The sequence below is a fragment of the Asanoa sp. WMMD1127 genome (assembly GCF_029626225.1).
Lineage (GTDB): Bacteria > Actinomycetota > Actinomycetes > Mycobacteriales > Micromonosporaceae > Asanoa.
This window is the reverse complement of sequence record NZ_JARUBP010000001.1, coordinates 1,617,269-1,642,724: the sequence shown is the minus strand read 5'-3', so window position 1 is coordinate 1,642,724 and position 25,456 is coordinate 1,617,269. Positions and strand designations below refer to the sequence as shown.

Sequence of the window (25,456 nt, the reverse complement as noted above, 5' to 3'; positions counted from 1 at the left end):
GCGCAGCCGGCGTGGGCTGACGCAGGAACAGCTCGCGGGTCGCGCGCAGGTCGCGGTGTCGACTGTGAGGAAGATCGAGTCTGGTCGCGTGGTAGAACCTGGGTTCTTCACGATGTTGGCCCTCGCTGAAGCTCTTGGGATCGACATCGGGGAACTCGGTTAATCGCCTGCTGTCCGAAGTCGACTTCGCTAGGCGCGTACAGCGTCCGGGTGGAGGTCGGCGGCCAGGCGGCCGACGACGCTGAACGTCGGGCGGGGGTCGGACGGCGTAGCGCGGACGTTGAGCCAGCGCGGAATCGCGCGCGTGGCCGCCCGTGACCCCGTCGCCGTCAACTCGCCCGCCCGCACCGCCTCGCGCCAGCTCACCTCCCCGCGCCACAGATGCGTCATGCAGCGCAGCGTTGTCTCGACGGTTACCGTCACCGGGAGGCCAGGGTCGAAGTCGCAGACGTCCGCGTCGTCGGCCGCCAGGATCAGCCACCAGCGCTGCGTCTTCGGGTCCACGTCGCCCAGTAACACGTGCACCACCGTGCGGCCCGGGGGCAGGTCGGCGCGGGAGACCTGGCGGCGCATGTCCCAGAACAGCAGGTGCGGGTCCAGGTCCTCGTCGCCCAGTTCCGGTAGCCAGCGCATCGACCAGTCGCCCAGGCCGTCCACGATGGTCTGCAGGTCCTTGCCCGCTGGGGTCAGGCGGTAGATGACCTTGTTGCCGTCCGGGTAACGCTCGACCACCCCCACCCGTTCCAGCCGCTGCAGGCGTTTGACCAGCAGGGCCGGCGACATGCGGGGGACGCCGCGGCGGATGTCGTTGAAGTGGCGGCTGCCCATCAGGAGCTCGCGGACGATCAGCAGCGTCCAGCGCTCGTCCAGGACCTCCAGCGCCTTGGAGACCGGGCAGAACTGGTAGTAGGTGCCCATTCACCGAAGGTAGGAGAGAAGGCCAGTACAGAACTAGAACTGGTCGGCTTCACTTCGTGAACTGACGGACGACCACCGCCGGGGCCGAGCATCGACCTCATGACTGACATCAAGGAATCCGTGGGCACCATGTTGGGTCTGCTGGCCGGGTACGTCGGCCACCGCACCGTCGCGACCGGGCTGCGCACCGGGCTGGTGGCCGCGCTCGCCGACGGTGGGCCCGCAACGCCCGACCAACTGGCCCAGCGAACCAACCTCGACCCCTTCTACACGTTCGCCTGGTGTCGGGCCGCCTACGGCGCCGGCGTCTGTGACCGCGACGGCGACGTCTACGCGCTCGCCCCGAACCTCAAGACCGTGCTCCTCGACGACACCTCCCCGGCGTACGTCGGTGGCGTCTTCAAGGTGCTCGAACAGCCCGAGATCTTCGACCGGTTCGAGGCTAGCCTGGCCTCCGGTGAGCGGCTGTGGTGGGACGGCTGCTCGCCCGAGTTCATCGCCGCCGTGGGTGGCACCGGCCGCCCGTTCTATCGCCGGCTCGTGCCGGACGGGCTCGCCCGCATCCCCGGCCTGGCAGACAAACTCGACCGGGGTTGCCGCGTCCTCGACACCGCCTGCGGGTCGGGGCACGGGCTGGTCATGCTGGCCCAGGCGTACCCCAATGCCGACGTGTCCGGTGTGGACGGCGACGCGCACTCGGTCGACGTCGCCTGTGACACGCTGGCCGCGGCCGGGCTCAAGGACCGGGTCAAGGTCTGGGACAGTCCACTGGAGAAGCTGACGGTCACCGAGCCCTACGACGTGGTGATCAACAACATCTCCATGCACGAGTGCCGCGACATCGACGCGGTGGCGCGCAACGTCAAGGCGGCCCTGAAGCCTGGTGGGGTGTTCGTGATCTCGGACTTCCCGTTCGCCGACGACGACGACGGGCTGCGCACCGCGCCCGGCCGGGTCATGTCGGGCATCCAGATCTTCGAGGCCCAGATCGACGACCAACTGCTGCCCCGCCGGGTGTACGACGAGCTGCTTACTCGGCACGGGTTCACCGACCTCGGGTTCGCGTCGATCACTCCGATGCACGCATTGACCTGGGGTTACGCGTAAAGAGGTCCAGGGGAGTAGACCAGCGGCCATCGGGCTGCGACGATATTTGCGCTCCCAATGCAAATATCTTGGAGGTGCCCGTGCGTATCCATCGCCGAGGTCTGCTCTCCCTGGCCATCGCGGCCGCCCTGACCGCCACCGCGACGCCCGCCGTCGCGGCCGACCGGACCCCGGCCGCCGAGCTCCGGCCGATCATCTTCGTGCACGGCAGCGCCGGCTCCGCCTCGCAGTTCGACTCGCAGACCCGGCGGCTGACCAGCAACGGCTATCCGATCGACGTGATCGAGGCACACGAGTACGACTCGCCCAACGTCGCCACGATCCTGCCGGCCATCTTCGCCGGGCTCGACGCGCGGATCGAGCGCCTGCTGGCCCGCACCGGCGCCGACCGCGTCGACCTCGTCGCCCACTCGCTCGGCACCTTCGTCGTGCAGAGCTACCTCAGCGACCCCGCGCGGGCCGCCAGGGTCGCGCACTACGTCAACCTCGACGGCCGCACCGCCGTCGCGCCGCCGGGCGGGGTGCCGACGCTGGCGATCTGGGGCGAGGGCGACCAGACCCGGGCGATCGCCGGCGCCACCAACGTCTACTTCCCGGACCAGTCGCACACCCAGACGGTCTCGTCGGAACCCAGCTTTGAGGAGATGTTCCGGTTCTTCCGCGGCACGGCGCCGCGCACGACCCGGATCGTGCCGGACCGGCACGGCACGGCCCAGATCTCCGGCCGCGCGGTGCTGTTCCCCAGCAACGCCGGCGTCACCGACGCGACGCTCGAGGTCTACCCGGTGAGCTCCCTGACCGGCCGCCGGCTCACCTCCCGACCCGTGCACCGCGCGCCGCTGACCGGCGATGGTGCGTTCGGCCCCGTCACCGTGCGGAGCTTGGCCCGCTACGAGCTCGCGGTCGTCCGCCCCGGCGCCGCCACGCACCACTTCTACTTCCAACCGTTCCTCCGCGACGACGCGTTCGTCCGCCTGCTCACCAGCCGACCCGGCGAGGGCCTCGGCGCCCTGGTGGAGGCCGGCGACCGGCACACCGCGCTGACGGTGCAGCGGCAGAAGGAGTGGTGGGGCGACCAGGGCGCCGCCGGCGACCACCTGTGGGTCAACGGCCGCGACATCCTCAACGCCGCCAACGCGCCCCGGGCCAAGCGGGTCATCGGGATCTTCGCCTTCGACGCCGGCCGCGACCGCCGCACCGACCTGACCGCACCCCTGCCGGCGTTCTACGCGCAGACCTTCATCACCGGCATGGACGTCTTCATCCCGGCCGCGCCGGCCCACCTCGGCCTGGTCTCCATCGTGGTCGGCCAACGCGGCGGCGGCCACGAGCTGATCAACGTGCCCAACTGGCCGTCGTCCGATCACCGGATCACGGTGAACGTGAACGACTTCTAGTCTGCGGGGATGGACTTCAGCGGCGTTGGCCTTGTCGTCGCGCCCACCGGCGAACCCGAGCGGTCCGGTGGGCGCGGCGACCCGAGCACCAGGTTCCAGATCGCCTCGGTGAGCAAGACCTTCGCCGCGGCCGTCGCGCTGATGCTGGTCGACCGCGGCGCGCTCCGGCTCGACGACGAGGTGCCGCCGTGGCCCGGCGTGACCGTGCACCACCTGCTGTGCCACACCTCGGGCCTGGGCCACTGGGCGGAAATGGCCGGCATCGACCTGGCGACGGGCCGGATCAGCCGCGACCTCATCCGGCAGTCGTCGCTGCTGACCGAGCCGGGCGCGCGGTGGCGCTACAGCAGCCCCGGCTACATCCTCCTGGGCGAGCTGATCGAGCGGGCGGCCGGGAAGCCGTACGCCCAGGTGCTCGGCGATCTGCTGCTCGAGCCGCTCGGCCTGCGCGACACCGTGGCCGGCGTCCGCCCGACGGAGCGCGTCGCCGACGGCCACCGCGACGGGAAGCCGGTGCGGGAGTGGGATCTCTCCGCGCAGGCGGGCACCGGCGACGTCTGGTCGACGGTCGGCGACCTCACCCGCTTCGCGCTGGGCCTCGACCGCGACATCCTCGCGCGGATGCGGCAACCACGGGCGAAGCTGCCGGAGCACGACGACATCGTCACCGACTACGGCTACGGCCTCTATCTGGGTGACCGTTGGGCGCTGCACACGGGCGACAACCCCGGCTTCCGTTCGGTGCTCGCCTGGCTGCCGGACGGGCGCGTCGCGGCCGCACTGTGCAACGACGAGACGGGTCCGGGCCCCTACGAGGCGATCCGCGCACTCACCTGACCGGCAGCGCGGCGTAGCCGGCCAGCAGGATGTCGACCGCCTCCGCGAACCGGCTCGTGAAGTCGAGGCCGGCCCGGGTCGACAGGATCTCGGTCAGGTTGGGGAACTCGGCCGGGTCCAACTCGCCGGCCCGGTCGTCCAGGCTGGGCTCGGTGCCCTCATGCCCCGGCGTCTGGCCGACCTCGGCGAGGGTGTGCCCGATCGTGAACGTGGCGATCACGTTGACGACGTCCATGGCTCGACCCAGCGGTACGCCCGCCGCGCGCATCCCGGCCAGCCAGCGCTCCGACATCCGCAGCGCGTCGGGCGAGTTGACCGGTCGGGTGGCGGCCAGCGGCAGCACGCCGGGATGGGCGAGCAGCGCGGCGCGCAGCCCGTGGGCGAACTCCCGCATCCAGGGCACCCAGCCGCCCGGACCCGGCGTGTCGAGCCCGGCGAAGGCGGTCTCCATGACCCGGTCGACCAGGCCGTCGAGCAGCGCGTCCTTGTTGGGGACGTAGTTGTAGAGCGTCATCGCCTCGACGCCCAGCGCCGCACCAAGCTTGCGCATCGACAGCGCGGGCAGGCCGTGGGCGTCCACATAGTCCAGTGCCGCGTCGAACACGAGCTCCCGGGTCAGCCCGGCCTTGGTGCCCACTCGGCGCTCCGCCATGACATTTACCCCTTGACGATTCTTACGGCGTAAGTCAGGCTCAGGCTAGCAGAAACTTACACCGTAAGAATGGAGTCGGGACATGCTCGCGCTGGCCCTCACGCTGATCCTCGCCTCGGTGGCGTATTTCCTGGTCATGACGCTGGTCGACGTCTATCCGCTCAACAACGTGCGCGACGCCGCCCGAGCCGAGCAGCGCACCGAGGTCGCCGTCAACGCGCCGGTCATGGTGCTGCCCGCGGTGCTGCTCGGGCTCGGCGCCGCACTCGACGTGCCGGCGCTGGGCTACGCGGCCGGCGGCCTCGAACTGCTCGCGGTGCTCGGCGGCCTGCTGCTCTGGTGGCTGCCCTACCTCGTTGGCGTCACCGTCCCGTGGGCGACCGCGGGCACGGGCGTGACGTGGACCGAGCTGCACGCGCGCACCTACGCCCAGACGCTGATGGTGCTGCCGAGGATCGGCGACCGCCCGCGCCCCAACCTGGAGCACATGCTCCTGCACGCCCTCATGGTGGCCGCCGCCATCACCACCTTCGCCGCGGCGGCCTAGGTGCGCTGCTGTGGGACCGTGGCCGGGACGGTGGATTCGCGGATCACCAGGCGGCAGGGTTGGCGGACCACGCCGGCGGACGGGGTGCCGTCGAGCGCCGCGAACAAGTGCTCCACCGCCGTCGCGCCGAGTCGTTCAAGGTTGAGGTCCACGGTGGTCAGGGGTGGGCGGCAGTCGGTCGCGAAGTCCTCCCAGTTGTCGTAGCCGACGATCGCCACGTCGTCGGGGATGCGGCGGCCCAGGTCGAGCAGCGTCTGGGAGACGCCGGTGGCGATCTGGTCGTTGCCGCAGAAGACGGCGTCGATTTCCGGGTCCGTGTTGAGCAGCATGCGGGCGGCGTGCCGGCCCCAGCGCTGCGACCACTCGCCGTAGAGCGGCTCGCCGCCGGCCGGCGACAGGTCGTGTTCGGCCAGCACCGCGCGCATGCCCTTGACCCGGTCGCGGGCCGCCCGGTAGGCGTGCGGGCCGGTGACGTGCGCGATCCGGCGCCGGCCGAGGGCCACGAGGTGCTCGACCGCGAGCCGGGCGCCGCCCTCGTCGTCGGCGAGGAGCGAGAAGTCGTCGGGGTCCGCGGACTCGCCGTAGACGTAGACCACCGGCACCGGGATGTCGCGGGTCAGCGACGGCCGGATGTCGTTGCTGTCGCCGAGCACGATGAAACCGTCGACCCGCCGCGCGAGCAGCGTGCGGATGTAGTGCTGACGGCGGATCGCGTCGCCGCGGGCGTCGCACAGCAGCACCGACATCTGCTCGTTGCCCAGCGCGTTCTCGGCGCCGAGCAGGATCGGGATCGAGAACCGGCCGCCGAGCTCGTCGGTGAGCAGGCCGATGGTCCGCGTGCGGCCGACGATCAGGCCGCGGGCGAGCGCGTTGGGATGGAACGACAGGTCGCTCGCGGCCTGCAGCACCCGTTGCCGGGTCGCGGCGGCCACCTGGGCCCGGTCGTTGAGCGCCTTCGATGCCGTGGCCACCGAGACGCCGGCCCGGCGCGCGACGTCGGACAGCGTCACGGCCTGCGAGCGGTGCCGACCCATCGGAAAACCTTTCGCCGACGTTTTCACCATCTGACGGCAAAGTATCAGCCGCGGAAGCGTTTGCGAGCTGGCCGATTTGCCATCTTGCCGAAAACGATTTCGGCGTCCAGAGTGAGCGCCATCACGAAACCTGGAGGTAACAACGGTGGCAGCTTCCGACCCCACCGGCGGCCGGCCGGTGGACCCGTCCCGCGGCGTTCTGCGGCCGCTCGGCCTGGCCGAGGCGCGGATCACCGCGGGGTTCTGGGCCGACCGGCAGCGGGTGATCAGCGAAGGCAGCCTGGACCACGCCCGCGCCTGGATGGACAAGGTCGGATGGACCGGCAACTTCACGATCGGCGCCGCGACGGGGCCGGCCGAGCACCGGGGACGGGAGTTCGCCGATTCCGAGGTCTACAAGCTGATCGAGGCGATGTCGTGGGAGACCGGCCGCCGGGCCGATCCGGCGCGGGTGCGCGAGATCGACGAGCTGGTCGCGCTGGTCGGTGGCGCGCAGGAGGGCGACGGTTACCTCAACACGGCGTACGGCCGCCCGGGTCAGGCACCGCGTTGGAGCGACCTGGCCTGGGGCCACGAGCTCTACTGTGCCGGCCACCTGATCCAGGCCGCGGTGGCACACACCCGCGTGCACGGCCCGGGTCCGCTGCTCGACGTCGCGACGAAGGTGGCCGACCACGTCTGCGCCACCTTCGGGGAGGACGGCAGCGCCGGCGTCTGCGGTCACCCGGAGATCGAGCCCGCGCTCGTCGAGCTCTACCGCGTCACCGGCCAGCGGCGTTACCTCGACCAGGCCGCCCTGTTCGTCAACCGGCGCGGGCACCAGAGCCTGCCACAGCACCAGTTCGGCTGGTCCTACTTCAGCGACGACATCCCGGTCCGGGCGGCGACCGTCCTGCGTGGACACGCGGTGCGCGCCCTCTATCTGGCGGCCGGCGTGGTCGACGTGGCGGTGGAGACCGGCGACGACGAGCTGCTCCGCACGGTCGCCGCGCAGTTCGACCGCACGCTGGCCCGCCGCACCTACCTGACCGGCGGCATGGGCTCCCGGCACATGGACGAGGCGTTCGGTGACGACTTCGTGCTGCCGTCCGACCGCGCCTACTCCGAGAGCTGCGCCGGCGTCGCGGCCGTGCTGGTGGCCTGGCGGTTGCTGCTGGCCACCGGCGAGGTCCGCTACGCCGACGTGATCGAACGCATCCTCTACAACGTGGTCGCGACCGCCATCGAGGACGACGGCCGCGCCTTCTTCTACGCGCACACGCTGCACCAGCGCACGCCGACCCGGTCGCTGCCCGACGACGAGGAGCAGCTCGGGTTCGGCGGTGGCCCGCGGGCACCCTGGTTCGAGGTCTCCTGCTGCCTGCCCAACGTGTCCCGCCTGCTGGCCAGCCTGAGCACCTATCTGGCCGCGGCCGACGACGAAGGGCTGCGGGTGCTGCAGTACGCGGACGCCACCATCGACACCCGGCTGGCCGATGGGCGCCACGTCGCCGTGGAGCTGACCACGGCCTACCCGGCCGACGGCAACGTGACGATCCGGGTCACCGCGACCGACGGCGGCGAGTGGCCGCTGACGCTGCGCGTCCCGGCCTGGGCGGAGGGCGCCACCGTCACGGTCGACGGCGTGACGTCGCCGGCGAGCGCACCCGCCGTCACCGTGCGCCGGGCCTTCGCGGTCGGCGACGAGATTCGGCTGCACCTGCCCGTCGCGCCCCGGTTCACCGCGCCCGACCGGCGGATCGACGCCGTGCGCGGCTGTGTCGCCGTCGAGCGCGGCCCGGTCGTCTACTGCGCCGAGTCGCCGATGGACGAGCCCGTGGGCGACCTCGACCGGCTGCGGGTCGACGAGAGCCGCACGCCGGTCGACGGCGCCGACGGCGTCACCGTGTGGGCCGGGTTCGCCGCGTCGTCTGATGCCGGCTGGCCCTACGACCGCCCGGACGGCGCCACCGAGGACCCCGACCTCACCCCGATCCGGCTGCTGCCCTACCACCGCTGGGCCCGCCGCGGGCCCGCCACCATGCGGGTCTGGCTGCCCACTGTCCCATCCCCTCGGCGAAGGAGCACCGATGGCTAGATATCGAGCACGACGCGTCGTCGCTGTCACCGCGGCGGCGCTCCTGATGACCGCGGTTGCCGCCTGCGGCAACGACGACGACGCGGGCGGCGGCGGCACCCAGGCGGCCTCGGCCGACGACGGCGCCACCCTGACCCTGTGGACCCGGGCCGCCACCGAGGCGGTCTCCAAGGCGTACGCGGAGAAGTACAACGCCACCCACAAGAACAAGGTGGAGGTGACCGCCTACCCCAACGAGGAGTACCCCGCCAAGCTGGCCTCGGCGGCCGGCGCCCGGGCGCTGCCCGACCTGTTCGCCTCCGACGTGGTGTTCGCCGCGCAGTACGCGTCGCAGGGCCTGTGGGTCGACCTGACCGACCGGTTCGGGGCGCTCGACGTCAAGGACAAGGTCGCCCCGGCGCACGTGAAGGCGGCCACCTGGGAGGGCAAGAACTACGCGGTGCCGCACACCATCGACATGTCGGTGCTGCTCTACAACAAGGACCTCTACGCCAAGGCCGGCCTCGATCCGGAGAAGCCGCCGACCACGCTCAAGGAGTTCGCCGACCACGCCCGCAAGATTGACAAGCTGGGCGGCGACGTCAACGGAACCTACTTCGGCGGCAACTGCGGCGGCTGCGTCGAGTTCACCTTCTGGCCGTCGGTCTGGGCGGCGGGCGGCGACGTGCTCGACGCCGAGGGCAGCACCGCGAAGATCGACTCGAAGGAGATGGCGGACGTCTTCGCCCTCTACCGCGTGCTCTACGACGAGGGCGTGGCCGCGCCGGCGTCGAAGGACGAGGCCGGACCCACGTGGCTCGGCGCCCTGCAGAACGGGAAGGTCGGCATCGCGCCCGGCCCGTCGGTCTGGCTCGGCCTGATCGAGGAGAAGGGCGTGAAGATGGGCGTGGCCCCGATTCCCGGTCTCGACGGGGGCGAGTCGACCTTCGTGGGCGGCGACGCGATCGGCATCGGCGCCACCAGCACCAAGCAGGCGCAGGCCTGGGACTTCCTGGCCTGGACGATGTCCGACGAGGCGCAGATCGAGGTCGTCGCCAAGAGCAAGGGCGTGCCGACCCGCACCGACCTGGCGTCCAACAAGTACTCGTCGGCCGACCCGCGGGTCGTGCTGATCAACTCGCTGATGGCCAAGGGCGAGACGCCGTACGCCCGGAACTTCAACGCGTCCTTCAACGACCCGCAGAGTCCGTGGCTGCAGACGGTGCGGGGCGCGCTGTTCGGTGACGCCGCTTCGGCGCTGAGCACCGGCAACGCCGACATCACGAAGTCGCTGCAACAGAGCTGACCCGCCCACGCCTGGGTGGGGCCCGGTAGGCCGTGCCAGGCCCCACCCACCGACCCACGAGGACGAAGATGACCACCGTGACGACGCCGCGCCCGGCCGAGCGGACGACTCCGGCGCCCACCCGCCGGCGCCCTGTGCTGCGGCGCCAGACCCGGCGCGCCTGGCTCGGGGTCGCGTACGCCAGCCCGACGGCGGTCATGGTCGCGCTCTTCTTTCTCGTGCCGCTCGTGCTCGTCGGCTGGATGTCGCTGCATCAGTGGCCGCTGCTGGCCCCGCCGACGTTCAACGCGCCCGAGAACTTCACCGACATCGGCGACAACGAACTCGTCCGCTCGGCGACCTGGTTCACCGTCAACTACACGGTGATCATCACGGTGCTGCTGTTCGCCGTCTCGCTGGGTCTGGCCCTGCTGGTGCAGCACCGCCGCCGCGGCGTCGGCTTCTTCCGCACCGCGTTCTTCCTGCCGATGGCGGTCGGCTTCGCCAGCGCCTCCCTGCTCTTCCTCGGCCTGCTCAGCGACGAGATCGGCCCGGTCAGCGACCTGCTCCGCGCGGTCGGGCTGGTCGACGGCTATGTCTCCTGGACCAGCGGCAGCGCCAACTCGGCCCTGGGCTCGGCCGTCGTGCTGGTGCTCTGGCGGTTCGCGGGGTTCAACATGCTGATCCTGCTGACCGGCCTGCAGGCGATCCCGCCGGAGATCTACGAGGCGGCCCGGGTCGACGGCGCCAGCCGCTGGCAGACGTTCCGCGGCATCACCCTGCCGCTGCTGCGGCCGACCATCGCGCTCGTGCTGACGCTGATGGTGACCGGCTCGCTGCTGGCGTTCGACCAGTTCTGGATCCTGACCCGCGGCGGCCCCGACAACAGCACCACCTCGCTGGTCATGGTGATCTACCGGGAGGCCTTCATCCGCCTCGACCTGGGCTCCGCCGCCGGGATCTCGGTGGTGCTGCTGGTGGTCCTGGTCCTCTTCAACGTCATCCAACTCGGCGTGCTGCGCCGCCGGTCCAGCTGAGGAGCACGCGATGACCCGTTCCCGGTTGGGCTGGTCGGTCACCAGCGCCGCGCTGGCCATCCTGTTCCTGTTCCCCCTGCTGTGGAGCGGGTGGGCCTCGGTCCGCACCGGCTCGGGTTTCGGGCTGGAGAACTACGACCGCCTGTTCACCTCCGACAGTGGCGTGCGGCCGCACCACGTGGTCAACAGCGTGGTGGTCAGCACGCTGACCGTCGGGGGCACACTGCTGGTCGCGACGCTGGGCGGCTACGCGTTCGGCCGGTTCCGCTTCCCCGGCCGCGACGTGCTCTTCCTGGTCACCCTCGCGATCCTGATGGTCCCGTACGCGACGATCCTGATCGCCCTCTACGTGCTGCTCGGCTGGCTCGGGCTGGAAGACACGCTGATCGGCCTCAGCCTGGTGCTGATCATGTTCCAGCTGCCCTTCTCGATCTTCATGATGCGCAACTCGTTCGAAGCGGTACCGCACGAACTGGAAGAGTCGGCGCAGCTGGACGGCTGCGCCAGCCTCGGCACGCTGGTCCGGATCATGCTGCCGGCGGTGCGGCCGGGGCTGGTCACCGTCGGCCTGTTCGCGTTTCTGACCTCGTGGAGCGAGTTCTTCGCCCCGTTGATCCTGCTCAACTCGACCGACAAGTTCACCACCACGCTCGCGGTCGTCAACATGCGCACGGCCAGCCACGGCTCGATCGACTACGCGGCGCTCGAGGCCGGCGTGGTCTTCATGGCCGTGCCGTGCCTGATCCTCTTCGCGTTCATGCAGCGCAGCTACGTCCGGGGCTTCACCTCGGGCGCCATCAAGGGGTAACACACCGGCATCCGCCATCAAGGGCGGACTCCGGCCTAAGAAATTGATCTTCATCAATCTATGGAGAGGAGCCCCATGAACACCCGAAAAGCCCTGGCCAGCACGGCGAGCATCCTGGTGGCGGCCGGGCTCGCGCTCGTCACAGGCGGCGCCCCGGCCCAGGCCGCGCCCGGTGACAACCTGGCCTGGACGGCCACGCCCAGCGCGTCCTACACGTCGCCATGGGAGAGCGTCGCGGCCATCAGGGACGGCATCGACCCGCCACGCTCCAACGACACGGCCAACCCGCGCTGGGGCACCTGGCCCAACCAGGGGCAGCAGTGGGCCGAGCTGACCTGGACCACCGCCCAGACCGTACGCGCCGTCGAGGTCTACTTCTTCGACGACGGCGGCGGCGTACGGGTGCCCGCCTCCTGGCGGGTGCAGCGCTGGACCGGCAGCGCCTTCGCCGACGTGACCGGCGCCAGCGGCTATCCGGTCGCGGCCGACCGCTACAACCAGGTGACGTTCACGGCCGTGTCGACGACCCGCCTGCGCATCACGCTCCAAAGTGGAGCCGGATCGGTCGGCCTGCTGGAGGTCAAGGCCCACGGCGCGACCACTCCGCCGCCGGCCAGCGGCTGGAACCCGCCGGCCAACCTGGTCACCCCGCTCAACCAGGTCTGGGCCCACCAGGAGCAGACCTACCACAACGGCAACCTCTACGGGTTCCGCAACTACGGCTGGGACCAGCTGTTCGCCAACCGCGGCCACATCAACTACTGCGTCCGCTGGGACTCGTCGGCGCCGGTCACCGCGGCCCAGCGCGACCAGGTGCACGCCACGTTGGCCCGGCAGTATCGCAAGTGGATGGACGCGATGGTGGGGCACAACAACTGGCCCTACACCGAGGTCCCCGTGCGGGTGGTCGGCTGGGCGGTGCGCGACCGGGCGCAGCTGCAGTGGAGCGACAACTCGGTCGACATCTACGTCGGCGACATCCGCGAGAACGCACCGCAGTGCGCCGCGCCGTGCGGCCGGTTCTTCAACCAGGGCGGCCAGTACCCGAACTGCCCGGGCGGCGCCGCACGGCACTACGACCATTCGCTCTGGCTGACCGACGGCTTCGGCGGCGGCGCCGGCGGTGACTGGGGTCAGCGGATGGGCCGCGAGTACTACATGAACAACCTCAACGCCGAGAACATGACGATCCTCCTGCACGAGATCGGCCACACCTACGGTCTGGACGACTTCTATGACTGGACGCCCAGCGGTGTCGGCGGCTTCATCATGCGTGCCGGCAGCGCTTCGTCGATCACCGAGTTCGACCGGTGGATGCTGCGCGACTGGTGGCGCCACCTCAAGAGCCGGTACGGCTACTAACCCCCAGGCGAAAGGTGCTGCGCATGCACAGACCCCCGCTGTCGCGCCGGACCGTCCTCAAGGCCGGCGCGGCGACGGCGGTGGCTACCACCGCTGCCACCGCCCTGTCCACCTCCGTGTCAGCCGCCCGCCCGGACACCGGTGTCTCGGCGTACGCGTTCCCGCTGACCGCCGTCCGGCTGCTCGCCGGGCCATTCCAGGCCAACGCCGGCCGCACCATGGCCTACCTGTCCTTTCTGGACGCCGACCGACTGCTGCACATGTTCCGCGTTAACGCCGGTCTCGCCTCGTCGGCGACGCCGTGCGGCGGCTGGGAGTCGCCGACGACCGAGCTGCGCGGCCACTCCATCGGCCACGTGCTGAGCGCGCTGGCCCAGGCCTACGCCAGCACCGGTGACACCTCCTACAAGACCAAGGGCGACTACATCGTCACGCAGCTCGGGCTGTGCCAGGACCGGGCGGCCGCGCGCGGGTTCAACGCCGGCTACCTCTCGGCGTACCCGGAGTGCTTCATCGACCGGGTGGAGACCGGGCAGACCGTGTGGGCGCCCTACTACACACTGCACAAGATCATGGCTGGCCTGCTCGACATGCACCTGCTGGCTGGCAACGCCCAGGCCCTCACGATCCTCAACCGCAAGGCCGCGTGGGTGCAGTTCCGCAACAGCCGGTTGACCTATGCGCAGCGACAGGCCATGCTGCGCACCGAGTTCGGCGGCGTCGGCGAGACCCTCTACAACCTCTACCAGTACGGCGAGAACGCCGCGCACCTCACGACCGCGCAGTACTTCGACCACGCGCAGATCTTCGACCCGCTGGCCGCCGGAACCGACGCGCTCGCCGGGTTCCACGCCAACACCCAGATCCCCAAGGCGCTCGCGGCGATCCGTGGGTTCCACGCGACCGGCACGACCCGCTACCGGGACATCGCGACGAACTTCTGGAACTTCGTCGTCAGAGCGCACTCGTACGCGATCGGCGGCAACTCCAACGGCGAGTACTTCCAGCAGCCCAACCGGATCGCTAGCGAGCTGTCGGACACGACCTGCGAGTGCTGCAACTCGTACAACATGTTGAAGCTGACCCGGCAGCTGTTCTTCACGTCGCCGGGCCGGGCCGCCGAGCTGATGGACTTCTACGAGAAGGCGCTCTACAACCACCTGCTCGGCGCCCAGAACCCCGGTTCGTCACACGGGTTCCACTGCTACTACGTGCCGCTGCGGGCCGGTGGGATCAAGACCTACAGCAACGACTACAACAACTTCACCTGTTGCCACGGCACGGGCATGGAGACCAACACGAAGTACGGCGACAGCATCTATTTCCACAACGGCAACACGCTCTGGGTCAACCTTTTCATCGCTTCGACGCTGACGTGGCCGGGCCGTGGCATCACGATCCGCCAAGAGACCTCCTATCCCGAAGCGCCGACCAGCCGGCTCACCATCACCGGATCCGGCCCGATCGACCTGCGGGTCCGGATCCCGTCCTGGACGTCCGGCGCGCAGGTGCGGGTCAACGGCGTGCCCCAAGGCTCGCCGACGCCCGGCAGCTACCTGGCCATCAACCGCACGTGGGCGAGCGGCGACACCGTCGACATCAGCCTGCCGATGTCGCTGACGCTCGAGCCCACACCTGACAACTCCGCCGTCCGCGCCGTCAAGCACGGGCCGATCGTGCTCGCCGGCCAGTACGGTTCGACCAACCTGAGCGGCCTGCCCACGCTCAACGCCGCGTCGCTGGCCGCGACCGGCACGCCCTTGCAGTACACCGCTTCCGCCTCGACCGGCGCGGTGACGCTGCTGCCGTTCTACAAGACGCACGGCGGGCGCTACACCGTCTACTGGAACGTCACCTCGACCCCACCGCTGCCCGCGTTCGTCGCGCACTACCCGTTCGACGAGACGTCGGGGACCACCGCGGCCGACGCGACCGGCAACGGCCGCACGGCCACCCTGGCCGGCAGCGCTGGTCGGACCACCGGCCGCATCGGCAACGCCGTGAGCCTCAACGGCACGACCGCGTACGTGAGCCTGCCGTCCGGCATCCTCGCCGGCGCGACCGCGTTCACCGTCGCCACCTGGGTGCGGGTCAACGCGCTGGCCAACTGGGCCCGGCTGTTCGACTTCGGCACCGGGACCGGGACCAACATGTTCCTGGTGCCGCGCAGCGGCAGCGGCACCGCCCGCTACGCCATCACCGCGGGCGGCGCCGGCGGCGAGCAGCGCATCGACGCGCCGGCCGCACTGCCGGCCGGGGTGTGGACGCACGTCGCCGTCACCCACACCGGCAACCTCGGCATCCTCTGGGTCAACGGCGTGGAGGTGGCGCGCAACGCCGCGCTCACCACTCGGCCGGCGAACCTCGGCACGACCACGCAGAACTGGATCGGGCGCTCGCAGTACAGCGGCGACCCCTTCCTGAACGCCGCGGTCGACGGCTTCCGCGTCTACAGCCGCGCGCTGTCCGCCGGCGAGATCGCCCAGTTGAACGCCTCCGGTCTCTAGAAGGGGTGAGTCATGCGTCAACGTCTGGCCGTGGTGTGCGCCGTCGTCACGGCGGCCGCCGCCGTGCTGTTCGGCGCCGCCGCGCAGGCCGCCAATCCGGTCATCACCGCGATCTACACCGCCGACCCGGGGCCGCTGGTCGTCGGCAACACCATGTACGTCTACACGGGCCGGGACGAGGCCTCGACCAGCCAGCAGAACTTCGTCATGCGCGAGTGGCACGTGCTCTCGTCGACCGACGCCGCGACCTGGACCGACCGCGGCGCGCGCGCGAACATCGGCACGTTCCCGTGGGCCGGGGCCGACGCCTGGGCCAGCGAGGTCGAGCCGCGCAACGGCCGCTACTACTGGTACACCTCAGTCAACGGCAACGGCGCCGGCTGGATGAACATCGGCGTCGCGGTCGGCGACAGCCCCCTCGGCCCGTTCACCGACGCCAAGGGCGGGCCGCTGATCAGTGACAGCACGGCCAACTCGTCGGGGCTCAACATCGACCCGACGGTGTTCGTCGACGACGACGGCCAGGCCTACCTGTACTGGGGCGGCTACTGGTCGCCGCGGGCGGTCCGGCTGGCGGCCAACATGGTCGACACGGTCGGCGCGGTGGTGACGCCCCAGGGGCTGACGAACTACTGGGAAGCCCCGTTCATGTTCAAGCGGAACGGGCTCTACTACATGATCTACGCCGCCAACGACACCAACGGCTGCGTCACGAGCTCGAGCTACGCCTGTCAGCGCTATGCCACCGCGACCAACCCGATGGGACCCTGGACCCACCGCGGGATTGTGCTCGGCCAGGTCTCGTCGACCACCAACCACGCCGGCGCGGTCGAGTTCAACGGCCAGTGGTACCTGGTCTACCACAACGCCAACGCGCCGGGCGGCGGCAACTTCCGCCGGTCCGTGGCGGTGGACCGGATGTACTTCAACGCCGACGGCACGATCCAGCGGGTGGTGCAGACGACCACCGGACCGCCGCCGAACCCGGGTGGCGGTGGCTCGGGCACCAACCTCGGTCCGAGCGCCACCGCGTCGACCTCCTACGTCTCCTCGTGGGAGTCGCTGGCCGCCGTCAACAACGGCGGGACACCGGCCAACTCCCAGGACCGGTCGAACCTCGTGTACGGGAACTGGCCGCAGCAGGGCACGCAATGGATCGACTACCAGTGGCCGTCCGCCCGGTCGGTCAATCGGGTCGCCACCTACTGGTTCGACGACAACCAGGGGATCGACCTGCCGGGGTCGTGCCAGGTGCAGTACTGGAACGGCAGTGCCTATGTCGCCGTGCCCGGTCAGTCGGCCTGCGGGGTGGCCGGCAACACGTTCAACTCGACGACGTTCAGCACGGTCAGCACCACCCGGCTGCGGCTGTCCTTCACATCCCGCGCCGGCTTCTCCACCGGAGTCCTCGAATGGCAAGCGTTCCAGGCTTAGGAGGTGAGCTCATGTCCCTACGTGTTCGACGCCGCCGACTCGCGGCGGCGCTCGTCGCCGTCGTCGCCAGCGGTCTGCTGAGCGTGGCCGGCGGCGGGCCGGCGATGGCCGCGCAGACCATCGGCTATCCCACGTTCACCGGCGGCTCGATACCGCAGCCGCCCGTCAGCTACAACACCGGCAACACCATGCAGGCGATCTATGACGCCGAAAGCTCCGGCACCGACTTCTGGATGGACCGGCTGCTCGGCCGCTCCGGCAACGACCCGGCCGGCAGCTGGTTGATGACCCGGGGCCGCGGCGCCTACATGCACACGCACACGCCGTCGGTCATCGGGTTCGGCGGCAACGCGGCCTACTGGGACAACATCAGCAGCCAGGGCGCCTACACCGTCACGCCCTCGCCCGGCACGTTCACCGAGCAGCCGGCGCAGCGGTTCCAGGCGCCGAGCTACTGGCGCAGCGTGCACACCAGCGGTTCGATCCGGATCACCGTCACGAAGTTCATCACGCACAACAACGTGCTGGTGACCAACATGGACGTCGCCAACACCGGCACAGCGTCGGCGACGATCTCGTTGCGCGCCGTCTCGCCGTACGCGGCGACCGGCAGCGGGTCCGAGCTGACCGGCACCCGGGCCGTGAAGAACAACCTGACAACCCTCTATCCACGGTTCTCCGGCGACGGGTTCACGGTCAGCAGCGGTGGGCTCAACCGCTCGGTCACGGTCGGCGCCGGCCAGACCGTGACGACCAAGGTGCAGCTGGGCTTCGTGGCCAACGAGATTCCGCAGTCGCTCACGGAATACAACAGCTACCGCGGCCTCACGCCGGCGAGCGCGTTCGCGACCCATGTGCGGGCCTACAACCTGTGGTGGGCGCAGAACCTGCCCTACATCGACGTTCCGGACGCGGCCATCGAGAAGAACATCTACTACCGCTGGTGGCTGATGCGCTTCAACTACCTCGACGTCGACATTCCCGGGCAGGACTTCCAGTTCCCGCAGTCGATCGAAGGGGTCACCGGTTACAACAACGCGATCGTGCTGACCCAGCCGATGCACATCGACGACCTGAAGTACCTGCGGTCGCCGGAGTACTCCTACGGGCCCTGGCTGGCGATCGGGCAGTATTCCGCCAACGGCCGGTTCGTCGACAACCCGGGTGACCCCGAGAACTGGTCGAACTCCTACACGCAGTATGTGTCGGAGGCGGCGTGGAAGGCCTACCAGATCCACGGTGGACAACCGGGGCTGCTGCAGAACCTAGCGCGCTATGCCGAAGGCGACGCCAAGGGCCAGTTGGCGACCTACGACACCAACAACAACGGCGTCATCGAGTACGACTGGGGCGCGATGACCGGCAACGACGCCGACGCGGTGTCGTTCCACTGGCGGGCCGGCAACCTCGACCGGGCCGAGACGGCCTACGTGTGGGCGGGCGCCGTCGCCGCGCAGCAGGCCTATGCGCTGCTCGGCAACACGGCCAAGGCGAGCGAGCTGCAGACGCTGGCCGACCGGATTCGCAACGGTGTCGTCAACACGCTGTGGAACCCGTCGCGGCAGCTGCTCGAGCACAAGCACGTCAGCACGAACGCGTTCGTGCCGTGGAAGGAAATCAACAACTACTACCCGTACTCCGTGGGTCTGATGCCCAACACCGCGCAGTATCGCGAGGCGCTGCGGCTGTTCGCGGACCCGGCGGAGTACCCGATCTTCCCGTTCTACACCGCCAACCAGCGTGACAAGGCGGCTGCCGCGGCGGCCGGGGAGCCCGGGAGCAACAACTTCTCGACGATCAACTCGACGGTGCAGTTCCGGCTCTACTCGTCGGCGCTGCGCAACTACCCGAACTCGTGGATGACGGCCGAGGACTACAAGAAGCTGCTCTACTGGAACGCCTGGGCGCAGTACATCAACGGCGACACCCGCTACCCGGACGCCAACGAGTTCTGGGCCGACTGGAACGGCAGCAGCATCACCTACCGGTCCTGGATCCACCACAACATTCTGGGCAGCAGCAACTGGACCGTCATCGAGGACGTCGCCGGTCTGCGGCCGCGGACCGACACCCAGATCGAGCTGTCGCCGATCAACATCGGGTGGACGCACTTCGCGGTCAACAACCTCCGCTACCGCAACGCCAACCTGTCGATCGTCTGGGACGACCCGGCCGACGGCGTGACCCGCTACAGCGGCGTGCCGCAGGGCTATTCCATCTTCCTCAACGGCACCCGGGTGGCCACCGTCGACCGGCTCACCAGGCTGGTCTACAACCCGGGCAACGGATCCGTCACGTTCCCGTCGGGAGCCGGCGTGGTCAGCTTCAGCACGTCGTTCGCCGGCCTCCAGGCGCCGCAGAACGTCAGCCTCACCAGCGCGCGCATGGTCGACGTCGCGGCCAAGGCGGGCGTCGACCTGACCTCGTCCCTGCCGAACCTGGCCGCGGGCGCGTCGACGTCGGCGTCCTACACGGCGTCGGGCACCTCGACCGGGGCGGCGGTGGACGGGTTCCCGACCAACTCGCCGCTGTGGGGTTCCTACGGGAGCCCGAACAGCACGGACTGGTACGAGGTCAACTTCGGCACGGCGCGGTCCGTCGACGAGGCGCGGATCTACTTCCGCAACGACCGGGCGACGAACCGCTACCGGCCGCCGTCGTCCTACACCGTGCAGTACTGGAACGGCAGCGCCTTCGTGGCCGCCGGCAACCAGGTGCGGACGCCGGGGACGCCGCAGTCCAACTACAACAAGGTGAACTTCACACCGGTGTCGACGACGCGGCTGCGGGTGGTGTTCACCCAGCCGTCGGGATCGGCGAAGACGGGGTTGACGGAGTTGAAGCTCTACAACCGCGGTGGCAACCCGGTTCCGGGTGGCAACCTGGCGGTGTCGGCGACGCCGTCGGCTTCCTACACGTCGTCGTGGGAGAGCGTGGCGGCGATCAACGACGGCATCGACCCGCCGTCGTCGAACGACACCGTCAATCCGCGCTGGGGAACGTGGCCCAACCAGGGTGCCCAGTGGGCGGAGCTGACCTGGCCGGCGGCGCAGACGCTGCGGTCGGCCCAGGTCTACTTCTTCGACGACAACGGCGGCGTACGCCTGCCGGCGTCGTGGACGCTGCAGTACTGGAACGGCAGTTCCCATGTGAACGTTCCGTCCGCGAGCGGCTATCCGGTCGCGCTGAACCAGTACAACGCGGTGACGTTCGGCGCGGTGACCACGACCCGGCTGCGCGTGGCGCTGCAGAGCGGCGCGGGCTCGGTCGGGCTGCTCGAGGTGAAGGCCTTCGGCTAGGCCGCGCCCGGGTGGCGGGCCCCGCTCTTGCGGGGCCCGCCCTTCCGTCTCAGGCGGGCGGCGGCGCCAGGTAGAGCCCGGCCTGGTCGACCACCACGTGCACCGGCTTGGCGCTGCTGTTGTAGATCATGAACGAGTCGTCGCGAAGGCCTACCGTGATCTGGTTCGCGATGGTTTCGTTCGCGTTGAAGTTGATGACCGATGCGGCCGGGCGAGGTTGGCCACTCGGATACACGGTCAGGTAGCCCGCCGACTGGGTGCCGGTCACGGTCAGGTTGGCCACGACCGCAGTGCGCGCGCAGCTGGGTGCGAGGCACTCGTTGTCGTAGGTCCAGACCTCGATCGCCTGGCCCGGTCCGATGGGCTGGTAGCCCGACGCTCGGGTGTCGATGATCCGCCGCGGCGCGCGGGGCAGGTAGGTGTCGGCGATGCCGGGCGCGAACCAACCGATCAGGTCGGCCAAGACATGGATCTCGCCGCTGCCGCCGTACGCGAAGGCGATTTTGCCGTTGACGACCGGGGCGATGACCATGTTGTTCGCGGTCTGACCCGTCACGAAGTTGAGGTTCGACGTCCCGGGGACGGCGCCGCCGGGTGGGAACGTGGTCAGGTGGCCGCCGGCGGTCGGCTTGGTGACGGCGACGTTGAGCGCCACGGCGGTGGTGCCGGCCGGGAGCCGGCCGGCCAGGTCGACGGTGACCCGGCCCATCGGCCCGAGCGGACCGGAGGCCGAGGTGCCGACTCCGTAGCGGGTGTCGAGCACCCGGACCGGCGAGTCCGCGCGCAGGCCGAGACCGGTGCCGCCGTAGTAGCCGGCCAGGTCGGCGAACACGTTCACCGTGCCGGCGCTGCCGTTCTTGATTTTGACCCGGCCGTTGGCCACCGGGACGGTCACCAGGTTCGGGATCGTCTGGTTGGCCGCGAAGTTGATGTTCGACGCGTTGGGCTCCGACTGATCACCGGGGTAGACCTTGAGGTAGCCGTTCGTGGTCGGGTTGGCCACGGTCACGTTGAGCACCACGGCGCTGCTGTCGGCCGCCGGAGCCGGCAACGGCAGCTCGATCTCCTCGTGCGGGTTGAGCGGCGTCGTGCGCGGCACGCCCACGCCCTCGCGGGTGTTGAGCACCCGTTGCGGCGTCACCGCGGTGAAGGCGGCGCCCAGCATCGTGCACGGCGAGGCGGAGTAGACCGGGTATCCGGAACGGTAGTTGTCCAGGTCGCCGTACACGTCGACGCACGACCGGCCGGCGCGTGCGAAGGTGACCGGCAGCGTGCCGGTGCGGTTGGCGACCTGGGGCTTGCCTTCGGCCGAGAACGCGTACGAGCCGATCGGCCCGTCCACGGTCCATGGGAACCTGGCAGTGACCGTCGCGGTGGCGTCCAGCGGCCCGCCGCCGCGGACCCGGGTCAACGTGGCGGTGTAGATCGGCGTGGGCACGAACTCGGTGGCGCCCCGATCCACGTACCCGCCGCCGCTGTTCGGCCGGTCGGGCTTGTCGGCGTGCGCGTTGCCGCGCAGATCGGTCTTGGGCTGGCCGGGCGCGTCGACCCAGGCCGAGTCGATGGCGGGCGAGCCGGGCATCAGGCTGTATCCGTCCAGCTGCGGGTTCGCCGTGCTGAGCTGGGCGTCGCCGCGGATGTCGTGCGCCCCCTGCCCGGTGGCCGCGTTGAGCTCGGCCGGGGCCGGATAGCTCGTGCCGCTCCACGAGTAGGCCGGGACGCCGGCCAGCGGATCGACGATGTTGTAGTCGAACCGGCCGTCCGCCGCCGCGGCACCGTCCACAGTGATCGCCGGCGTGCCGGCGGAGTTCGGGGACGACTCGCCACAGCTCAGGGCGCCGAGGAAGCGAGTACGGACGATCGTGTTGTGGAGGGCGAAACCCGCCGACTCTCCGGAGACCGCGACCCCGACCAGGCAGTCGGTGACGATCGTGTTGCTCGTGACCGTCGTCCGCGGCGCGTCGACCACTGTGATCGCGGCAGCGTTGGGCATCTGGTAGGCACTGGCCTCCTGGACGCTGTTGCCGGTGATGAGAGTGTCCGTGACGCCGGAGCCGACGCTGACGAACGACCCGCGAACCGCCGCGGCCGTCCCGCTGACCGTGACCCGCCGCGAGGCGCCCTTGATGTCGATGCCCGGTGCGTAGGCCGCCGCGACCGAGCCGTTCGTCACCGTGATGTCGCTCGAGTTCTCGATGACGGCCGCGGACTTGGTGGTCCCGGAGAGGCGGATCGTGTCGATGACGATGTCGTGCGCCCCCGACAGGACCAACGGGGTCTGCACGCCGCCGGGCTGGACGGCGACCTGGCCGAGCGGGCCCCGGTATCCCTTGACCGTGACGGGCTTGCCGGGTTCGCCCGAGGGCAGGGAGACCGACTCCTGGTAGTTGCCCGGACCCACGAAGATGGTCTGTCCGGGCTGGACGACCGCGGCGGCCGCCGCGATGGAGCAGTACGGCGCCTGCTCGGATCCGTCGGCTCCGCTGGCGCAGGTCTTGGACACGTGGATGGTGTCCGTCGGTGCGGCGGCCGTCGCGGTGCCGGCCGGTAGGCCGACCACCAACAACGTGCCGGCGGCGAGCAGCACTGTGCTGCGAACCCGCATGTTCGCTCTCCGTATCTATGCGGTCGGTGGGGAAAGGTAGTAGCCCGCGCCGTCGACCACGACGTGCACCGGCTTGGCGCTGCTGTTGTAGATCATGAACTTGTTGTCCGTCAGCCCGACGGTGACCAGGTTGGCGATGGTCTCGTTCGGGTTGAAGTTGAGCACCGAAGCGGCAGGGCGCGGCTGGCCGTAGGGATAGACGGTCAGGTAGCCGGCCGACTGGGCGCCCGTGACGGTCAGGTTCGCCACGAGGGCCGAGCGCGAGCATCCGTAGGTGTAGCACTCGTTGTCGTACGCGTAGGCCACGATCGCCTGCCCCGGCCCGATCGGCATGTTGCCTATCTCCCGGGTGTCGAGCATCCGGTACGGCGACCACAGCGGCAGGAAGGAGTCGGCGGCGCCGGGGCCGAACCAGCCGTTGAGGTCGGCCAGGACGTGCACGGTGCCGCTGCCGCCGTACGCGAAGGCGATCTTGCCGTCGACAACGGGCGCGATGACCATGTTGTTCGCGGTCTGCCCCGTGACGAAGTTGAGGTTCGACGTGGCGGGGACCGCACCACCCGCCGGGTAGGCAGTCAGGTGACCGCCGACGGTCGGCTTGGTGACGGCGACGTTGAGCGCCACGGCGGCGGTGCCGGCCGGCACGCGTGCGGACAGGTCGACGGTGACCCGGCCGTTGGAGCCGAGCGGGGCGGTGCCCGGAACGCCGGTGGCCGTGCGGGTGTCGAGGACGCGAATCGGCGCGCCGGACGTGAAGCCCAGGCCGGCATCGCCACCGTAGTAGCCCGCCAGGTCGGCGAGCACGTGCACGGTGCCCGCGCTGCCGTTCTTGATCCGCACCCGGCCGTTGACGACCGGCACTGTCACCAGGTTCGGGATCGTCTGGTGCGCCGCGAAGTTGATGTTCGAAGCGTTCGGCTCGGGATCGCCAGGGTAGACCTTGAGATAGCCGTTGGTGGTCGGATTGGCCACCGTCACGTTGAGCACCACCGCGTCGCTGCTGGCGGCCGGTGCCGGCAACGGCAGGTCGATGAATTCGCGCGCGTTGAGCGGAGTGGTGCGCGGCACGCCGGTCGCGGTCCGCGTGTCCAGCACCCGCTGCGGGGTGACGGGTGTGAACGGGGCGCCCAGCATCACGCAGGCGGACGAGGACCAGGACGGAAAGTCGCTTCGGAAGTTGTCGTCGCTGGCCCGGACGTACACACATGCCCTGCCGGCGTGGTCGAAGGTGAAGTTGGCCGTCCCGGTGCGGTTGACGACCGAACCGAGCGCGAAGGTTCCGACCGGACCGTCGACGGCCCAGTCCTGATAGGCCGTGACCGTCGCAACCGTGTCCATCGGGCCGCCTCCGGGCACCCGAGCGAGCGAGGCGGAGAAGCCACGAAGGGAGACGAGCTCGGTGGCCCCGCGGTCGACGAAGCCTCCGCCGCTGTTGGGGGTGTCGGGCTTGTCGGCGTGCGCGTTGCCGCGGAGGTCGGTTGCGGGCAGCCCCGGAGCGTCGGCCGAGGCGGAGTCGATCGCAGGTGAACTCGGCAGCAGGCCCCAGCCGATGTCGAACGGGCTGTAGACGTCGGCCAGGCCCGCGTCGCCGACGATGTCGTGCGCGCCTTGCCCGCTCGCTGTCTGGAACTCGCGGAGGTCGCGGTAGGGCGCGCCGGCCCACGAGTAGGCCGGCCCACCGGGTGCCGGGTCGATCACGTTGTAGTCCAGGCGACTGCCGCTCGCGGCAATGCCGTCGATGGAAACGGCCGGGGCGCTCGCGGGGTCCGACGGTGACCATTCGCAGCCGGTCTTTCCGACGGGCAGGGTTCGCACGAGCGTGTTGTAGAGACTGAAATCCGCCGATGCTCCGGTGACTCGGATGCCGGTGGCGCAGTCGGTGACGATCGTGTTGTTCGTGATGGTCGTGCGCGGGGCGTCGGCCACGGTGATCGCGGGAGGGCCGGTCGTCAGTGGGGCCCGGGTCTGTCGGACGCTGTTGCTCGCCAGCACGGTTTCGCTGACACCGGGGCCGACACTGACGAATGGAGCGCGTAGGACCTCCACTGACATCCGGCTGACGGTCACCCGGCGGGAGCTGCCCTTGATGTCCACCGCGGCAACGCTGGGATTCCTGATCCAGCCGTCGGTCAGCGTGACGTCACTGGAGCTGTCGACGACGACCGCGGCGCTCGACTGCGCCGAGAACGAGATGCCCTCGATGACGACGTCGTGCACGCCAGAGAGGTCGAACACGGCCTTCGTCCGCGATCCGGAGGACAGGTTGGTGCGGCCAGCCGCCGGACCGCGATACCCGCGGATGGTGATCGGTCGCCCCGGCTCGCCGGACGGCGGTGACACCGACTCGCTGAAGTACCCGCGGTCCACGACGATGGTCTGGCCGGGCCGGACCACCGCGACGGCTGCCGAGATCGAGCAGAAGGGCGCGTCCGTGGATCCGTCCGGACTGGCGCCGCAGGTCGTCGAGACGTGGATGGTGTCCGGTGGTGCAGCGGCGGCGGCGGTGCCGGCCGGTAGGCCCGCGGCCAGAAGCACGCCGGCGGTGAGCAGCACCGTGCTGCGAACCCGCAT

Annotated in this window: 17 protein-coding genes; 12 read left to right on the top strand and 5 right to left on the bottom strand. The window is 70.1% G+C overall.

Features of this window, described 5'->3' with window-relative positions; all coding sequences use genetic code 11:
• Positions 1–189: 189 nt before the first annotated feature.
• On the bottom strand, positions 190–918 hold the full coding sequence (locus O7635_RS07930) for a helix-turn-helix domain-containing protein (RefSeq protein WP_278079761.1): 729 nt from the start codon (positions 916–918) through the stop codon (positions 190–192).
• A gap of 99 nt (positions 919–1,017) precedes the next feature.
• Between O7635_RS07930 and O7635_RS07925 the strand changes: the two genes are divergently transcribed.
• The 3 genes from O7635_RS07925 to O7635_RS07915 all read left to right on the top strand — a co-directional run bounded on the left by O7635_RS07925 (position 1,018) and on the right by O7635_RS07915 (position 4,259).
• Positions 1,018–2,025 carry a class I SAM-dependent methyltransferase gene (locus tag O7635_RS07925; RefSeq protein WP_278079760.1) on the top strand — a complete coding sequence of 336 codons (1,008 nt, stop codon included), beginning with the start codon at positions 1,018–1,020 and terminating at the stop codon, positions 2,023–2,025.
• Positions 2,026–2,105: 80 nt separating this feature from the next.
• Positions 2,106–3,422: an alpha/beta hydrolase gene (locus tag O7635_RS07920; protein ID WP_278079759.1), complete on the top strand. Its 1,317-nt coding sequence runs from the start codon at positions 2,106–2,108 to the stop codon at positions 3,420–3,422.
• A gap of 9 nt (positions 3,423–3,431) precedes the next feature.
• Positions 3,432–4,259, top strand: a complete 828-nt coding sequence (locus O7635_RS07915) for a serine hydrolase domain-containing protein (RefSeq protein ID WP_278079758.1) — start codon at positions 3,432–3,434, stop codon at positions 4,257–4,259.
• Here O7635_RS07915 and O7635_RS07910 read toward each other — a convergent pair.
• Positions 4,252–4,911 carry a TetR/AcrR family transcriptional regulator C-terminal domain-containing protein gene (locus O7635_RS07910; protein ID WP_278079757.1) on the bottom strand — a complete coding sequence of 220 codons (660 nt, stop codon included), beginning with the start codon at positions 4,909–4,911 and terminating at the stop codon, positions 4,252–4,254. The genes O7635_RS07915 and O7635_RS07910 overlap by 8 nt on opposite strands.
• Before the next feature lie 82 nt (positions 4,912–4,993).
• Between O7635_RS07910 and O7635_RS07905 the strand changes: the two genes are divergently transcribed.
• Positions 4,994–5,458: a hypothetical protein gene (locus O7635_RS07905; RefSeq protein ID WP_278079756.1), complete on the top strand. Its 465-nt coding sequence runs from the start codon at positions 4,994–4,996 to the stop codon at positions 5,456–5,458.
• On the opposite strand, the gene O7635_RS07900 is transcribed toward O7635_RS07905, so the two are convergent.
• The gene (locus tag O7635_RS07900; protein ID WP_278079755.1) at positions 5,455–6,492 is read right to left on the bottom strand and encodes a LacI family DNA-binding transcriptional regulator; all 1,038 of its coding nucleotides are present in this window, start codon (positions 6,490–6,492) and stop codon (positions 5,455–5,457) included. The genes O7635_RS07905 and O7635_RS07900 overlap by 4 nt on opposite strands.
• 145 nt (positions 6,493–6,637) lie before the next feature.
• On the opposite strand from O7635_RS07900, the gene O7635_RS07895 reads away from it, so the two are divergent.
• The 8 genes from O7635_RS07895 (at position 6,638) to O7635_RS07860 (ending at position 20,280) form a co-directional block, all read left to right on the top strand.
• Positions 6,638–8,569, top strand: a complete 1,932-nt coding sequence (locus O7635_RS07895; RefSeq protein ID WP_278079754.1) for a beta-L-arabinofuranosidase domain-containing protein — start codon at positions 6,638–6,640, stop codon at positions 8,567–8,569.
• Positions 8,562–9,854, top strand: coding sequence for a sugar ABC transporter substrate-binding protein (locus O7635_RS07890; protein ID WP_278079753.1), 1,293 nt, complete (start codon positions 8,562–8,564; stop codon positions 9,852–9,854). Before O7635_RS07895 ends, O7635_RS07890 begins: the two co-directional genes overlap by 8 nt.
• A 68-nt stretch (positions 9,855–9,922) precedes the next feature.
• A complete protein-coding gene (locus O7635_RS07885; RefSeq protein ID WP_278079752.1) occupies positions 9,923–10,870 on the top strand; it encodes a sugar ABC transporter permease in 948 nt (315 codons plus the stop codon).
• Positions 10,871–10,880: 10 nt separating this feature from the next.
• On the top strand, positions 10,881–11,678 hold the full coding sequence (locus O7635_RS07880; RefSeq protein ID WP_278079751.1) for a carbohydrate ABC transporter permease: 798 nt from the start codon (positions 10,881–10,883) through the stop codon (positions 11,676–11,678).
• 75 nt (positions 11,679–11,753) lie between these two features.
• Positions 11,754–13,040 (top strand): cellulose-binding protein, encoded by a 1,287-nt coding sequence (locus O7635_RS07875; RefSeq protein ID WP_278079750.1) that lies wholly within the window; start codon positions 11,754–11,756, stop codon positions 13,038–13,040.
• Positions 13,041–13,063: 23 nt separating this feature from the next.
• Positions 13,064–15,547, top strand: coding sequence for a beta-L-arabinofuranosidase domain-containing protein (locus O7635_RS07870; protein WP_278079749.1), 2,484 nt, complete (start codon positions 13,064–13,066; stop codon positions 15,545–15,547).
• Positions 15,548–15,559: 12 nt separating this feature from the next.
• Positions 15,560–16,981, top strand: coding sequence for a family 43 glycosylhydrolase (locus O7635_RS07865; protein WP_278079748.1), 1,422 nt, complete (start codon positions 15,560–15,562; stop codon positions 16,979–16,981).
• Positions 16,982–16,992: 11 nt separating this feature from the next.
• Positions 16,993–20,280, top strand: a complete 3,288-nt coding sequence (locus tag O7635_RS07860) for a discoidin domain-containing protein (protein WP_278079747.1) — start codon at positions 16,993–16,995, stop codon at positions 20,278–20,280.
• Between the two features lie 49 nt (positions 20,281–20,329).
• On the opposite strand, the gene O7635_RS07855 is transcribed toward O7635_RS07860, so the two are convergent.
• Together O7635_RS07855 and O7635_RS07850 are read right to left on the bottom strand one after the other, a co-directional pair.
• Positions 20,330–22,885 carry a DUF1565 domain-containing protein gene (locus O7635_RS07855; protein ID WP_278079746.1) on the bottom strand — a complete coding sequence of 852 codons (2,556 nt, stop codon included), beginning with the start codon at positions 22,883–22,885 and terminating at the stop codon, positions 20,330–20,332.
• A 15-nt stretch (positions 22,886–22,900) separates the two neighbouring features.
• Positions 22,901–25,456, bottom strand: a complete 2,556-nt coding sequence (locus O7635_RS07850; RefSeq protein WP_278079745.1) for a hypothetical protein — start codon at positions 25,454–25,456, stop codon at positions 22,901–22,903.

Bases quoted from the DNA above. Each gene is read 5' to 3' on its own strand.
- O7635_RS07930 (WP_278079761.1), bottom strand. From the start codon at position 918: ATGGGCACCTACTACCAGTTCTGCCCGGTCTCCAAGGCGCTGGAGGTC.
- O7635_RS07925 (WP_278079760.1), top strand. From the start codon at position 1,018: ATGACTGACATCAAGGAATCCGTGGGCACCATGTTGGGTCTGCTGGCC.
- O7635_RS07915 (WP_278079758.1), top strand. From the start codon at position 3,432: ATGGACTTCAGCGGCGTTGGCCTTGTCGTCGCGCCCACCGGCGAACCC.
- O7635_RS07910 (WP_278079757.1), bottom strand. From the start codon at position 4,911: ATGGCGGAGCGCCGAGTGGGCACCAAGGCCGGGCTGACCCGGGAGCTC.
- O7635_RS07905 (WP_278079756.1), top strand. From the start codon at position 4,994: ATGCTCGCGCTGGCCCTCACGCTGATCCTCGCCTCGGTGGCGTATTTC.
- O7635_RS07900 (WP_278079755.1), bottom strand. From the start codon at position 6,492: ATGGGTCGGCACCGCTCGCAGGCCGTGACGCTGTCCGACGTCGCGCGC.
- O7635_RS07890 (WP_278079753.1), top strand. From the start codon at position 8,562: ATGGCTAGATATCGAGCACGACGCGTCGTCGCTGTCACCGCGGCGGCG.
- O7635_RS07885 (WP_278079752.1), top strand. From the start codon at position 9,923: ATGACCACCGTGACGACGCCGCGCCCGGCCGAGCGGACGACTCCGGCG.
- O7635_RS07880 (WP_278079751.1), top strand. From the start codon at position 10,881: ATGACCCGTTCCCGGTTGGGCTGGTCGGTCACCAGCGCCGCGCTGGCC.
- O7635_RS07875 (WP_278079750.1), top strand. From the start codon at position 11,754: ATGAACACCCGAAAAGCCCTGGCCAGCACGGCGAGCATCCTGGTGGCG.
- O7635_RS07870 (WP_278079749.1), top strand. From the start codon at position 13,064: ATGCACAGACCCCCGCTGTCGCGCCGGACCGTCCTCAAGGCCGGCGCG.
- O7635_RS07865 (WP_278079748.1), top strand. From the start codon at position 15,560: ATGCGTCAACGTCTGGCCGTGGTGTGCGCCGTCGTCACGGCGGCCGCC.
- O7635_RS07860 (WP_278079747.1), top strand. From the start codon at position 16,993: ATGTCCCTACGTGTTCGACGCCGCCGACTCGCGGCGGCGCTCGTCGCC.
- O7635_RS07855 (WP_278079746.1), bottom strand. From the start codon at position 22,885: ATGCGGGTTCGCAGCACAGTGCTGCTCGCCGCCGGCACGTTGTTGGTG.
- O7635_RS07850 (WP_278079745.1), bottom strand. From the start codon at position 25,456: ATGCGGGTTCGCAGCACGGTGCTGCTCACCGCCGGCGTGCTTCTGGCC.